General features: G+C 65.3%; 13 protein-coding genes. 4 read left to right on the forward strand and 9 right to left on the reverse strand.

Annotated features, from left to right (window positions below; translation table 11 throughout):
• Position 1: 1 nt before the first annotated feature.
• The 3 genes from GDN70_RS30345 to ggt all read right to left on the reverse strand — a co-directional run bounded on the left by GDN70_RS30345 (position 2) and on the right by ggt (position 3,396).
• Positions 2-1,021: a xanthine dehydrogenase family protein subunit M gene (locus GDN70_RS30345; RefSeq protein WP_152103403.1), complete on the reverse strand. Its 1,020-nt coding sequence runs from the start codon at positions 1,019-1,021 to the stop codon at positions 2-4.
• Between the two features lie 4 nt (positions 1,022-1,025).
• On the reverse strand, positions 1,026-1,640 hold the full coding sequence (locus GDN70_RS30350; RefSeq protein WP_038948363.1) for a (2Fe-2S)-binding protein: 615 nt from the start codon (positions 1,638-1,640) through the stop codon (positions 1,026-1,028).
• Between the two features lie 169 nt (positions 1,641-1,809).
• Complete coding sequence (gene ggt / locus GDN70_RS30355; RefSeq protein ID WP_038948364.1) at positions 1,810-3,396, reverse strand: gamma-glutamyltransferase; 1,587 nt, start codon at positions 3,394-3,396, stop codon at positions 1,810-1,812.
• 199 nt (positions 3,397-3,595) lie between these two features.
• Between ggt and GDN70_RS30360 the strand changes: the two genes are divergently transcribed.
• Positions 3,596-4,420, forward strand: a complete 825-nt coding sequence (locus GDN70_RS30360) for a rhodanese-related sulfurtransferase (protein WP_152103404.1) — start codon at positions 3,596-3,598, stop codon at positions 4,418-4,420.
• Positions 4,410-4,628, forward strand: coding sequence for a SlyX family protein (locus tag GDN70_RS30365; RefSeq protein ID WP_028141773.1), 219 nt, complete (start codon positions 4,410-4,412; stop codon positions 4,626-4,628). The genes GDN70_RS30360 and GDN70_RS30365 overlap by 11 nt, the downstream gene beginning before the upstream one ends.
• 6 nt (positions 4,629-4,634) lie before the next feature.
• On the opposite strand, the gene GDN70_RS30370 is transcribed toward GDN70_RS30365, so the two are convergent.
• Together GDN70_RS30370 and GDN70_RS30375 are read right to left on the reverse strand one after the other, a co-directional pair.
• A complete protein-coding gene (locus tag GDN70_RS30370) occupies positions 4,635-6,539 on the reverse strand; it encodes a diguanylate cyclase (RefSeq protein ID WP_038948366.1) in 1,905 nt (634 codons plus the stop codon).
• A gap of 173 nt (positions 6,540-6,712) precedes the next feature.
• Complete coding sequence (locus GDN70_RS30375; RefSeq protein ID WP_028141775.1) at positions 6,713-6,928, reverse strand: hypothetical protein; 216 nt, start codon at positions 6,926-6,928, stop codon at positions 6,713-6,715.
• A gap of 106 nt (positions 6,929-7,034) precedes the next feature.
• Here GDN70_RS30375 and hemE point away from each other — a divergent pair, with 106 nt between their 5' ends.
• Complete coding sequence (gene hemE / locus GDN70_RS30380) at positions 7,035-8,069, forward strand: uroporphyrinogen decarboxylase (RefSeq protein WP_028141776.1); 1,035 nt, start codon at positions 7,035-7,037, stop codon at positions 8,067-8,069.
• 171 nt (positions 8,070-8,240) lie between these two features.
• On the opposite strand, the gene hemC is transcribed toward hemE, so the two are convergent.
• The 3 genes from hemC to GDN70_RS30395 are packed head-to-tail and all read right to left on the reverse strand — an operon-like array spanning position 8,241 to position 11,512.
• Positions 8,241-9,221: a hydroxymethylbilane synthase gene (gene hemC / locus GDN70_RS30385; protein WP_028141777.1), complete on the reverse strand. Its 981-nt coding sequence runs from the start codon at positions 9,219-9,221 to the stop codon at positions 8,241-8,243.
• Between the two features lie 25 nt (positions 9,222-9,246).
• Positions 9,247-10,872, reverse strand: a complete 1,626-nt coding sequence (locus tag GDN70_RS30390; protein ID WP_028141778.1) for a GMC family oxidoreductase — start codon at positions 10,870-10,872, stop codon at positions 9,247-9,249.
• A 49-nt stretch (positions 10,873-10,921) separates the two neighbouring features.
• On the reverse strand, positions 10,922-11,512 hold the full coding sequence (locus GDN70_RS30395) for a TetR/AcrR family transcriptional regulator (protein WP_095424445.1): 591 nt from the start codon (positions 11,510-11,512) through the stop codon (positions 10,922-10,924).
• 100 nt (positions 11,513-11,612) lie between these two features.
• Between GDN70_RS30395 and GDN70_RS30400 the strand changes: the two genes are divergently transcribed.
• Entirely contained in the window at positions 11,613-11,978 is a 366-nt protein-coding gene (locus tag GDN70_RS30400) for a nuclear transport factor 2 family protein (RefSeq protein WP_028141780.1), read from the forward strand.
• A gap of 24 nt (positions 11,979-12,002) precedes the next feature.
• Here GDN70_RS30400 and GDN70_RS30405 read toward each other — a convergent pair whose 3' ends face one another.
• Entirely contained in the window at positions 12,003-12,482 is a 480-nt protein-coding gene (locus tag GDN70_RS30405) for a MarR family winged helix-turn-helix transcriptional regulator (protein WP_152103405.1), read from the reverse strand.
• Between the last annotated feature and the right edge of the window lie 34 nt (positions 12,483-12,516).

A 12,516-nucleotide genomic window follows, 5' to 3' on the forward strand; every position in this document is an offset into this window, starting at 1 on the left:
ATCAGATCTCCATCGTTACGGCCTGCTGGAGCGCGCGCGCCACCACGCGCTTGCCGAGCGCGATCTTGAAGCTGTTGTGCCGGCGGCCGCGGGCGTCTGCGAAAGCAGCATCAGCGACGCGTTGCGCCAGAGCTTCGTCGAACTTTTGTCCCTTCAGCAGCGCCTCCGCCTCGCGCGCCCGCCAGGGCATGGTGGCGACGCCGCCGAGCCCGACGCGCGCATCCCGGATCGTGCCCTCTTGCACGTCGAGCGCGATCGCAGCCGAGGACAGTGCGAACTCGTAGGATTGCCGGTCGCGCGCCTTGAGATACACCGAGCGCGGCCAGCGGCCCTGGATCGAGAAGGCCGAAATCAGCTCGCCGGGCTGAAGCGTTGTCTCGATGTCGGGGGAGTTCCCCGGCGCCTTGTGCAGCTCTGCGAACGGCATCGTGCGCGTGCCGGCCCTGCCCGTGATCTCGACCACGGCATCGAGGGCGATCAACGCCTGCGCGAAATCGCCGGGATAGGTCGCAATGCACTGATCTGACGTGCCGAGCACGGCATGCATGCGGTTGACGCCGTCCATGGCGGCGCAGCCTGAGCCGGGATTGCGCTTGTTGCAATTCTCGTAGGAGACGTCGCGGAAATAACTGCAGCGCGTCCGCTGCATCACGTTGCCGCCGAGCGTCGCCATGTTGCGCAACTGGGCGCTGGCGGCGAGCTTCAGGGAATTGGCGATCACCGGATAATTGCGCTGGATCTCGGCATGGGCGGCCACATCGGACATCTTTGCGAGCGCGCCGAGCCGCAAGCTGTCGCTGCCGGGCTCGATCGCCGACCAGGCGTGCGCGAACGGATTGATATCGACGATCGCGGCGGGCCGCATCACGTCGAGCTTCATCAGATCGATCAGCGTGGTGCCGCCCGCAAGCGGCTGGGCTGTCGCCTGGGTCAACGGATTGCTGGCTGCCGCCGCGGCAGCGCTCAGCGCCTGCACGGCCATGTCGGGGTCTGTTGCCCGCTGATACGAAAAAGGTCGCATGCGCCTAGCCTTTCATGATCTCGGGCGCGGCCTGCTTCACGGCCGCGACGATGTTGGGATAGGCCGCGCAACGGCAGATGTTGCCGCTCATGTATTCGCGGATGTCGGCTTCGCTCCCGGCATGTCCCTCCTTGACGCAAGCCACGGCGGATATGATCTGGCCAGGCGTGCAATAGCCGCATTGGAACGCATCGTTGTCGACGAAAGCCTGCTGCATCGGGTGCAGGCGATCGTCGGTCGCCAGCCCCTCGATCGTCGTGATCTCCTGCCCTTCCGCCGCGAGCGCGAGCGTCAGGCACGACACCACCCGCCGATCGTCGATCAGCACCGTGCAGGCGCCGCACTGGCCGTGGTCGCAGCCTTTCTTGCTGCCGGTGAGCTTGAGGTGGTCGCGCAGCGCATCGAGCACCGTGGTGCGCGCGTCGATGCGCAGGCGCTTGTCCTTGCCGTTGACCCGCAGCGTGACGTCGACGGGAAGTGAGGGGTCCTGTGCAGCTGGGGCTTTGGCTTCCTCTGTGGCCGCGCGCGCGGTGATCGGGACGAGCGCACTGCCAGCTGCGCCGGCCATGAAGGCGCGCCGATCGAATGCTGATTGTTTGGAACTTGATGTGTCGGACATCGACGCCTCCGCCGCTTATCTGCAAAGCAGCGCACGCCTGCACCGCCCATCGCCCCTTAACCGGAAGCAATGAACTCTGTTCCGCACGAGAAAGGGCGACGCAGCAAATGCCGCGCCGCCCTTCGTCAACTTTTCCTGATCTTGCGCGCGGAACCCCGCGCGGCAGCACTCAATAGCCGAGCGCGCAGCCGTCCTTGCGCGGATCGGAGCCGCCGGTGAGCGTGCCCTTCTCCCAGTCGATCCAGATCGCCTGCGCACCACCGAGCGGGCCGACCACACTGGTGGTCTTGTGGCCGAGCTTCTTCAGGCCCTCGACGATGTCAGTCGGCACGCTGTCCTCGAGCTGATACTGGCCCTCGTAGTGCAGGCCGCGCGGCATGTCGATCGCCTCCTGCACATCGCAGCCATAGTCGAGGATGTTGGTCACGACGCGGGTCTGGCCGACCGGCTGGTACTGCCCGCCCATCACCGCGAACGGCATCACGGAGCGGCCGCCCTTGGTGAGCAGGCTCGGCATGATCGTGTGCAGCGGCCGCTTGCCGCCGGCGATGCAGTTGGGATGGCCGGGCTGGATGCGGAAGCCGCCGGCGCGGTTCTGGAACAGGACGCCGGTCTTGTTCGAGACGATCGCCGAGCCGAAGGAATGCGCGATCGAATTGATGAACGAGCAGACGTTGCGGTCCTTGTCCACGACGGTGATGTAGATCGTCGACGGATTCATCGGCGGTGCGACGTTCGGCAGGTCGAGCATGCCGTCCATGCGGATCTTGGCGATGTGCTCGTCGCAGAATTCCTTGGCGAGGATCCTGGCGACCTCGACCTGCATGTGGTCGGGATCGGCGACGTGCAGCTCGCGGTGCATGTACGCGATGCGCGCGGCCTCAGCTTCGAGATGGAAACGCTCGATGCTGAGCGGCGCGTATTTCGTCAGGTCGAACCGCGACAGGATATTCAGCATCAGCAGCATGGTGAGGCCGGGTCCGTTCGGCGGGCACTGCCAGACGTCGTAGCCCTTGTACACGGTGCCGATCGGCGTCGTCGTCTCGGTGGTGTGCGCGGCGAAATCGTCGAGCGTGTGCAGGCCGCCGATGCCCCTGAGGGTCTCGACCATGTCTTCGGCAATCGGGCCCTTGTAGAAGGCGTCGCGGCCGTCCTTGGCGATCGCGCGCAGGGTCTTGCCGAGCTCGGCCTGGCGGATGACGTCGCCGGCCACCGGCGGCTTGCCGCCCGGCAACAGGTAACGCACTGTGTTGGTACCGCCCTTCAGCTTCTCGAACTGGTTCTTCCAGTCGAAGGCGATGCGGGGGGCGACGACGTAGCCTTCCTCGGCCGCCTTGATCGCGGGCTGGAGCAGCCGGTCGAAGCCGAACTTGCCATGGTCGCGCAAGACGGTCGCGAAGGCATCGACCACGCCGGGGATCGAGACCGCATGCGCCGAGGTCAGCGGCACCGAGTTGATCTTGCGCTCCAGGTACCAGTCGGCGTTCGCCGCCTTCGGGGCACGGCCGGAGCCGTTATAGGCGATGATCTTGCCCTCGCCGCGCGGCTGGATCAGCGCAAAGCAGTCGCCGCCGATGCCGGTCGATTGCGGCTCGATCACGCCAAGCAGGGCCGAACCCGCTACCGCCGCGTCCACCGCGGTGCCCCCTTCGCGCAACACCTCGATCGCGGCGAGCGAGGCCTGCGGATGCGAGGTCGCCACCATCGCGTTGGTGGCGTGGACCGTGGACCTGCCTGGGAAATGAAAGTTTCTCATCGAATTCTTGCTCTCTTGGGCCCGTGGCGCGGATGGCGCGCCATCTCGGAAAAAACCGGGGTTACATGACACATTCCGGCCCGCCGGGGCAATGCTGGCATACCAGGGAAATGGCTGCCATCCGCTGAGCGAATAGACCTTTCGAGGCCGGCGGCCATGCGGGTTTTCCGGACGGCGGCCGCCTGCTAAACGAGCCGCCATGTCTAATCCGGATTCGATCAAGGTCGCCGCCTTCTACCAATTCGCCGCACTCCCGGATTACCGCGAGCTGCGCGAACCCCTGCGCGCGTTCTGCGCCGGCCTTAAGCTGAAGGGCAGCGTGCTGCTGGCGCATGAGGGCATCAACGGCACGCTCGCCGGTGCGCCGGAGGCAATCGACGTCCTTGCCCACGAGCTCGCTCACGGCGACATGTTCGGCGGCAGGCTGAACAATCTCGAATTGAAATTCTCGGCCGCCGAAGCGATGCCGTTCGGGCGGCTCAAGGTGCGGCTGAAGAAGGAGATCGTCACGCTTGGCGATGAGGCTGCCGATCCGACCCGCCAGGTCGGCACCTATGTCGATGCGAGCGAATGGAACGCGCTGATCTCAGCGCCCGATATGCTGCTGCTCGATACCCGCAACGCCTTCGAGGTGGCGATGGGAACGTTCGAAGGCGCCGTCGATCCCGGCATCAGGAGCTTTGGCCAGTTCAAGGATTTTGCCGCCGTCGAGCTTGATCCGGCTAAGCACCGCAGGATCGCGATGTTCTGCACCGGCGGCATCCGCTGCGAAAAGGCGAGCGCGCATCTGCTCGCGCGCGGCTTTGCCGAGGTCTATCACCTCAAGGGCGGCATTCTCAAATATCTGGAAGAGGTGCCGGAGGCGCAGAGCCGCTGGCGCGGCGAATGCTTCGTGTTCGATGAGCGCGTCGCGCTCGGCCATGGCCTGCAAGAATCCGGCCTGCAAGAATCCGGCCTGCAAGAATCCGGCTTGCAAGAATCCGGTTTGCGCGAACGAAACAAGGATGCGACGCGTGACGAATGAGATCAAGACGCTGAGCGAGCGCATCGACACACTGGAAACGCGCCTCGCCTACCAGGACGACACGATCGAGACGTTGAACCAGACCATCACCGCGCAGTGGAAGCAGATCGATCTGCTGACGCGGAAGATCGCAGAACTCGGCGAGCGGCTGCAGGAAGCCGAGGCCAATGCGCCTGGACCAGCCAACGAACCTCCGCCGCATTATTGAGCCGTCTTACTGGCCGGAGGCCTTGGGCATCAAATTCATGAGCTCGCCGGACATCACCAGGCGGTCGCGGCCTGCGTCCTTGGCAGCGTAGAGCGCCCGGTCGGCAGCCTCAACCAGCGAGGCCACGCCCGCCGTGCGTTCCAGCGCCGGCCGACAGGTCGCACCGCCGACCGAGGCGGTGACGCATCCGGATTCCAGATTGGTGGCATGAACGAGGCCGGCCTCGTGGATGGCGCTGCGGATCCGTTCGCCGAAAAGAGCGCAGCCGGCGGCATCGGTGTTCGGCAGCAGCATGGCGAATTCCTCGCCGCCATAGCGCGCCGCCAGATCGCCGGCGCGCTGCGTCTCGGCCGCGATGATCTTTGCGACCAGACGCAGGCAGGCATCGCCCGCGGGATGGCCGTATTCGTCGTTATAGGCCTTGAAGTGGTCCACATCGATCATCAGCAAAGCAAGGCTCGAGCGGTCGCGATAGGCGCGCGCCCATTCCTCTTTCAGCCGCTCGTCGAAGCGGCGGCGATTGGCAAGGCCGGTGAGGCTGTCCTCGATCGCGAGCGTCTCGAGCCTGGTTTCCAGCTTCTTGTGCTCGGTGATGTCGCGGGAGATCGCGACCACGCCGTCGACGCGGCCATTGTCCTTGCGCGTCACCCGCATGGTCGATTCCAGCCAGACTTCGCCGTTCTGCCGGTGCGAGTTGCGATAAGTGAGGCGCGCCTCCTCCCGCTCGCCACGCTTCATGGCGTCGACGATCGCCTGGACCTCCGGCAGATCCTCCGGATTGATGCCCGCGAGCGCCGGCGTGCCGATCAATTGATTGGCGCGCCAGCCGACGACCCGCGCGGACGAGGGCGAGACATAGCGCAGCCGCTCGTCGAGCCCGATGCGCGTCACCATGTCGCTGGAGCCTTCGGCGAGCAGGCGGAAATGCGCCTCTTTCTCGACCAGGGCCGCGGCCATGCGCTGGCCGCGCTGCAACTGTCGCACCAGCACGGCGCCGATGACCGCAATCAGCATCACCAGCGCGACGACGTAGAGCATGCGGGAGATTGCCGCGGCGCGCCAGGGCGCGAGCAACTCGTCCTTGTCGACTGTGGCAAGCAAAAGGAGCGGGAAACGGCTGCTGCGCTTGAAGAAGCTGACGCGCTCGGCGCCGTCCAGGGGGGACTTGAAATAGTAGGCCCCACTCGGCCGTTGCAGGCTCGCGTCGCGGAATAACGGCTTGTCGGAAACGCTGCGTCCGACGAATGTCTCGTTGCTGGGGTTGCGCGCGATGATCAGGCCATCGCCATGCGTGAGCGAAACCGAGCTGTTGCGGCCGATCTCGAACTGCTCGTAGAAATGCGAAAGATATTTTGAGCTGATGGTCGCGAGCACGACCCCGCCGAAGCTGCCGTCGGGCTTGTCGAAGCGGCGCGACAGGGTGACGACCCATTGGCCGTCGAGGAGGCTCTTTACGGGACGGCCGACATAGGGCTCTCGTTTCGGGGAGAGCTGATGATAGCGGAAAAACGCGTCGTCGCTGAGCGTTGAGCCGATCGTCCCGGGCGAGGTCAGCCAGTTGCCCTGGTCGTCGATGATGGCGAGGCTGTGAACGCGCTCGATGGCCTTCTTGCGTACTTCCAGCAGGGTGCGCAGTTTGGCGATCGTGGCCGGTGCAGTGCCGTCCATCTCGAGCCGGCTGACGACGCCGACGACGCCGGAATCCAGCAGATCGAGGCTGTCCTCGGCATGCTGGGTCAGCGAGCGGGCAACGTTCGCCATCTCGGTCTCGGCGCCCCTGAGCACCGCGTCGCGCGCAGCCCATTCCCGCCAGCCGCTGACGCCGAGGATGGTCGCGCAGGTCAGCACAACGAACGCCGCCGCGCGCAGCGGCAGACGGCTCCATCCAGCTCGTTGGGTCGCAAGGCTCATGCGGCAGAATTCTCCGATCGTCGGAAACTCTGCCGCTTCTATTATTGAACTCTGAAATCACTACTGGAATACGTAGCCATCTACACGGTTTCCAGTAGTCCTACGGACGCCGCGATAAGCACATCGCTAACAAGGTATTAGCAAGCCGATCGGAATCCCGGCGTCGCCTTCCCCTAGCTGAAGATCGCCTTCACCTTGTCCCAGAGCGAGGGACTGTCGGCTTCCGCATCGGCCTTCGAGGGCGTCGGCTGGGTGGCGCTTACGGGATCAGATGCTGGGAAGCTGTCCCTGAGCCCGGCGTCGAGCTTGGATTGCCGGTCGGCGACGAGCGCCTCACGCAGATCGTCGGCGTGCTTGTCATGCGGCGCGGGATTGAATGTCTCAGCCATGATGTCCTCCATCGGCTGGTCAACGCGGCCCGATTGCGCTGGTTCCCCTGTTCCGCTGAGGGCCGGAGCGGTGTATCAGAGGCCATAACCTTTCTCAGGACCATTCGTGCCCCAATCTGCGACGAAACCTTTCATCGACGTGCTCTCCGGCCAGCGCCAGAGCATCCCGCCCATGTGGATGATGCGGCAGGCCGGCCGCTATCTGCCGGAATATCGCGAGGTCCGCGCCAAGGCCGGCGGCTTCCTCGATCTGTGCTTCAACCCGGAGCTTGCGGCCGAGGTGACGCTGCAACCGATCCGCAGATTCGGCTTCGATGCGGCGATCATCTTCTCCGACATCTTAGTAATCCCCTATGCGCTCGGGCGCTCGGTGCGGTTCGAGGTCGGCGAGGGCCCGCGGCTGGATCCGCTGGATCATCCGGCGAAGGTCGCAACGCTCGCCGCGCGCGCCGACTTCGGCATGCTCGAGGCGGTGTTCGAGGCGCTCAAGCTCGTCCGCGGCGCGCTCGATCCAAAGACCGCGCTGATCGGCTTCTGCGGCGCGCCGTGGACGGTTGCGACCTACATGGTCGCCGGCCAGGGCACGCCGGATCAGGCGCCGGCGCGGATGATGGCCTACCGGCATCCGGAGGCGTTCTCGAAAATCATCGACGTGCTGGTCGAGAACTCGATTCAATATCTGCTGTTGCAGCTCGCCGCCGGCGCCAATGCCTTGCAGATCTTCGACACCTGGGCGGGCGTGCTGCCGCCGGCCGAGTTCGCGCGCTGGTCGGTCGAGCCGACCCGCCGCATCGTCGAGGGCGTGCGGGCCAAGGTGCCGGATGCGAAGATCATCGGCTTCCCCCGCGGTGCCGGTGCGCAATTGCCTGGCTATGTCGAGGCGACCGGCGTCAATGCGGTCAGCATCGACTGGGCCGCGGAGCCGGGCTTCATTCGCGAACGCGTGCAAAGCAAGGTCGCCGTGCAGGGCAATCTCGATCCGCTGGTGTTGATCACGGGCGGCGCGGCGCTCGACCGCGCGGTCGACAACGTGCTGGCCAATTTTGCTCAAGGCCGCTTCATCTTCAATCTCGGCCACGGCATCCAGCCGGAAACGCCGATCGCCCATGTCGAGCAGATGATCAGGCGGGTGCGGGGGTAATTCGCCCGCCCTAACGGGCGCGGAAACAAAAACGCGAAAACAACCCCATGCACAGTAGACAAGTCATTGAAAACTCTGGGCCTGCCACGCGCGGCTCAGAGGCGAGTTTGACACGTCGGGCAAATCAGGCGCGGAATCATAAGATGGCCGGTTGCGCTTTCGCGGGAAGGCTTAGCGCGGCCGGCTGCGCTCGATGATCTCGGCGGCGCCCTTCGTCAGCAGATCCAGACCCACGGCACGGCCGAGCTCACGCGGCCGATTGGCGGGGCCTTCGCGCGAGGCTTCGATGATGGTGTTGCCGGAGAGGTCGAGCACGGAGGCCGTCAGCGACATCTGATCGCCGGCAATGGTCGAGAAACCCGCCACCGGCGAATTGCAGTGGCCGTTCAGCACCCACAAGACCTCGCGCTCGGCGTCCGCGCTGGCATGCGCGGCGGGATCGTCGATCGACGACAGGATCTGCCGCGTCTGCCAGTCCTGCGCCGCGCATTCGACTGCAACGATGCCCTGCCCCGCCGCGGGCAGCATCTCGGCTGCGGTGAATTCGTACGCGATGCGGCCGGCAAGGCCGACGCGGTCGAGGCCCGAACGCGCCATGATCAGCGCATCGGCCGGCCCCACCGTGCCGCCGTCCGGCAGGCGCTGCTTCTCGCCATTGTCGAGCTTTCGGACGCGCGTGTCGGCGGCACCGCGGAAGTGGATCACCTCTACATCCGGCAACAGGCGTCGCGCGTAAGCGGCCCGGCGGACCGCGTTGGTGCCGATCTTAAAACCCTTGCCGCGGGACTGGCGCAGCGCCTCCAGCGTCACCCCGTCGCGCAGCACCAGCGCGTCGTTCGGCGGATCGCGCGACAAGGTGGCGCCGATGACGAGGCCGGGCGTGTCCTCATTGCCCGGCATGTCCTTCAGCGAGTGCATCGCCGCCTGCAATTCGCCCGACAGCACCGCGGCGCGGATCTGCGCCACGAAGGCGCCGCCCTTGCCGCCATGCGGCAGGAGCTTGCTGGTCTGGTCGAGATCGCCCGTGGTGTCGAACTTGACGATCTCGACGTCGAGACCGGGCACGGCGGCGGTCAGGCGGCGCGCGATCTCTTCCGTCTGTGCCAGCGCCATCGCGCTCTTGCGTGTGCCGATCTTGAATCGCGTAGCCAAGTCCAAACCCTCTCAAGCAGCGAAATTACCGCGCATCCTCCAATATCATGTCGGAGGCCTTTTCGGCGATCATGATGATCGGGGCGTTGGTGTTCCCCGACACGAGGTCCGGCATGACCGAGCCGTCGACGACGCGAAGGCCTTCGAGCCCCCTCACCTTCAGCCGCTGGTCGACCACCGCGAGCGCGTCATTGCCCATACGACAGGTCGAGGTCGGATGGTAGATGGTGCTGCCGCGCTCGCGGCAATAATCGAGCAACTCGGCGTCCGTGGATACCTTCGCACCGGGATCGTACTCACCAGCCACGAACGGCTTCAGCGCCGGCGCATTCAAGATCTTGCGCAGGATCTTCAGACCTTCGACGTTGGTCGTGCGGTCGGTCTCGGTCGACATGTAGTTGATGCGGATCTCCGGCGGCACCGTCGGATCGGCGCTCTTGATGCGCAGGGAGCCGCGGCTCTCAGGACGGAGCTGGCACACAGAGGCGGTAAAGCCGGAGAAATCATGCAGCTTCTCGCCCATCTTGTCGGTCGAGAACGGCAGGAAGTGAACCTGGATGTCGGGCGAGGCCAGCCGCGGGCTGGTCTTGAAGAACGCGCCCGCCGTGCCCGCCGCAATCGTCAGCCACCCCTTGCGGAACAGCGCATAGCGCGCGCCGGCCATGGTGCGGCGGAGCGGATGATTGACGGTGTCGTTCAGCGTGATCTTCTGCGAGCAGCGCATCACGATGCGGACCTGCATGTGGTCCTGGAGGTCGTGACCGACGCCCGGCGCATCCAGCACGACATCGATGCCATGCTTGCGCAGGAGGTCGCCGGGCCCGACGCCGGAGAGCTGCAGCAGCTGCGGCGAGTTGTAGGCGCCGCTCGACAGCACGATCTCCTTGCGCGTGCGGGCACGTCGGATTTGCGAGCCTTGCCGATATTCGACGCCGACGGCGCGGCGGCCCTCGAACAGCACGCGCTGGCCGAGCGCGGAGGTTTCGACCTTGAGATTGCCGCGGGCCTTCGCCGGCCCGAGATAGGCCACCGAGGTCGAGGCGCGCCGACCGTTGCGCGTCGTGGTCTGGAACAGGCCGACGCCTTCCTGCGTGGCGCCGTTGAAATCGGGATTGTAGGGCAGACCGGTCTCGACCGCGGCGTCGATGAAGGCCTTTGACAGCGGATCGGTCACGACCATGTTGGAAACCGGCAGCGGGCCGCCGCTGCCGTGATACTGGTCGGCCCCGCGCGACTGGTTCTCGGCCTTCTTGAAGTAGGGCAGCACGTCGTCATAGCCCCAGCCGGTGTTGCCGAGCTGACGCCAGCGGTCGTAGTCCTCGTGCTGGCCGCGGACATAGAGCAGACCGTTGATCGAGCTCGATCCGCCCAGCGTCTTGCCGCGCGGCTGGAACACCTGACGTCCCTTCAGCTCAGGCTCCGGCTCGGTCTGGTACATCCAGTTGACCGTCTTCTCCTTGAACAGTTTGCCGTAGCCGAGCGGCACGTGGATCCAGATGTTGGAATCCTTTGGCCCGGCCTCGAGCAGCAGCACGCTGTGCTTGCCGCTTGCCGATAGACGGTTGGCGAGCACGCAGCCGGCGGAGCCGGCGCCGACGATGATGTAGTCGAATTCGGGATCGGTGGATGCGAGAGAGGAATTTGCGTTCATGCGCTAGTCTTCTTGTTGTGTGGGCGTTTCTGGTTCGTCACTAGCACAATCATGCGCGATGGCGCAGCGCCTCGACCAGCGACTTGAACGCACGGGCATATTCCGCACCCGCCCTTGCGATATCGGCGCGCCCGGCGCAGGCGACCGCGGCCTCCGTCACCGCGCCGAGCAGCAGCCGCGCCAGCGGCTCGACCGGCTGCTTTGCGATGAGGCCGGTCTCCATCGCCACCGAGAGCGCACGTGGCAGCTTGCCGCCGAAATGCCGTGCGTCGATCTCGCGCCACCTCTCCCAGCCGAGCACGGCCGGCCCGTCCCGCAGGATGATCTGGCCGGTCGGGCCCTTGGCGGTCGCCGCGAAATAATGCTGCGTGCCGGCGACCATCGCCGCGAGCACATCCTTCTCGGCGCGGGCGGCGCTGTCGATCTCGACGACGAGATCCCGCGAGACCTGGTCGAACACGGCTTCGAACACTGCCTCCTTGGTCTTGAAGTGATGATAGACCGCACCCTTGGCGACAGAGGCCGCCGCCGCGATCTCGTCCATGGTGGTGGCGGCAAAGCCTTGCGTCCCGAACAGACGGCGCGCCGCCGTCAGGATCGCCTCCGATGTCGCCGCCCGCCGCTCCGCCTGTTTTGCCATGGGTCTCGTCTAATCGAATTCGGCAGAAGCAGCCAGTTGACTTTTCGACCACCGGTCGGTATTTACCGACTATCAGTCGGTTTTAATTGCGGGGTTTGATATGCCGAGCCGTGACGTCGTCGAAGCTTTTGCGCAGCGGCTGGAGGCCGGGGATTTCATCGGCGCGATCGAGCAGTTCTGCACGCCCGACGCCGCGACCTATGAGAACAACGGCGCTCCGACGATCGGCCGTGACAAGCTCGTCGCCAAGGAGCGTGCCGTGCTGGCGGCCTCGAAAGAGGTCAGGGCCGTCCGCATCGGTCCGAGCCTGATCGACGGCGACCATGTCGCGACGCGCTGGACGTTCAGCTTCACCAACGCAGAGGGTGTCGCACGAACGCTGGACGAGATCGCGTGGCAAACCTGGCGCGGCGACAAGCTGATCGAGGAGCGGTTCTATTACGACCCCAAGCAGCTCGGGCGGTGACAAGCCGCCCTTTCGCAATCGATTTCAAGCTGACTCGCCCGGCGACATCATCGCGTCGGCGAGCTTGCGCATCAGGCGCACCAGATCCTCGACATCCTGATCGTCCCAGGTCGCAAACATCCCCCCGACAATCCGTTCGCGTGCCCTGTCCACCGCGTCCGTCATGGCCTTGCCGCTGGGCGTGATGGTGGCTTCACTGACGCGGCGATCCGCTTCGCTGGCGTGGCGCTTGATCAAGCCGAGATTTTCCAGTTTCGCGACCTGCCGGCTGACCGTGGTGTAGTCCCGCCCCATGCGATCCGCGAGGTCGACGACTCCGATCGGGCCGCGCCGCTCGATGCCGACGAGCAGCGGAAACAGCGCACGATCCAGCGAGATGCCCGCCTCGCGGATCATCATGTCGTCGCCCTGCCGGCGGTTCATGACACTGACGATGTCGATCAACGCTTCGTGAAGCGAGCGCACCTGCTTTTTAATATGTGTATTTTGCACCTTTCTTGACATCCCGATGACCCTCTGCCTAATGTGTGCATATTAC

Source organism: Bradyrhizobium sp. TM102, assembly GCF_009176685.1.
In the GTDB taxonomy this organism is placed as follows: domain Bacteria; phylum Pseudomonadota; class Alphaproteobacteria; order Rhizobiales; family Xanthobacteraceae; genus Bradyrhizobium; species Bradyrhizobium ottawaense.

Excerpts from the sequence above, each read along its gene's own strand:
- GDN70_RS30345 (WP_152103403.1), bottom strand. The coding sequence starts at position 1,021 with ATGCGACCTTTTTCGTATCAGCGGGCAACAGACCCCGACATGGCCGTG.
- GDN70_RS30350 (WP_038948363.1), bottom strand. The coding sequence starts at position 1,640 with ATGTCCGACACATCAAGTTCCAAACAATCAGCATTCGATCGGCGCGCC.
- ggt (WP_038948364.1), bottom strand. The coding sequence starts at position 3,396 with ATGAGAAACTTTCATTTCCCAGGCAGGTCCACGGTCCACGCCACCAAC.
- GDN70_RS30360 (WP_152103404.1), top strand. The coding sequence starts at position 3,596 with ATGTCTAATCCGGATTCGATCAAGGTCGCCGCCTTCTACCAATTCGCC.
- GDN70_RS30370 (WP_038948366.1), bottom strand. The coding sequence starts at position 6,539 with ATGAGCCTTGCGACCCAACGAGCTGGATGGAGCCGTCTGCCGCTGCGC.
- GDN70_RS30375 (WP_028141775.1), bottom strand. The coding sequence starts at position 6,928 with ATGGCTGAGACATTCAATCCCGCGCCGCATGACAAGCACGCCGACGAT.
- GDN70_RS30390 (WP_028141778.1), bottom strand. The coding sequence starts at position 10,872 with ATGAACGCAAATTCCTCTCTCGCATCCACCGATCCCGAATTCGACTAC.
- GDN70_RS30395 (WP_095424445.1), bottom strand. The coding sequence starts at position 11,512 with ATGGCAAAACAGGCGGAGCGGCGGGCGGCGACATCGGAGGCGATCCTG.
- GDN70_RS30400 (WP_028141780.1), top strand. The coding sequence starts at position 11,613 with ATGCCGAGCCGTGACGTCGTCGAAGCTTTTGCGCAGCGGCTGGAGGCC.
- GDN70_RS30405 (WP_152103405.1), bottom strand. The coding sequence starts at position 12,482 with ATGTCAAGAAAGGTGCAAAATACACATATTAAAAAGCAGGTGCGCTCG.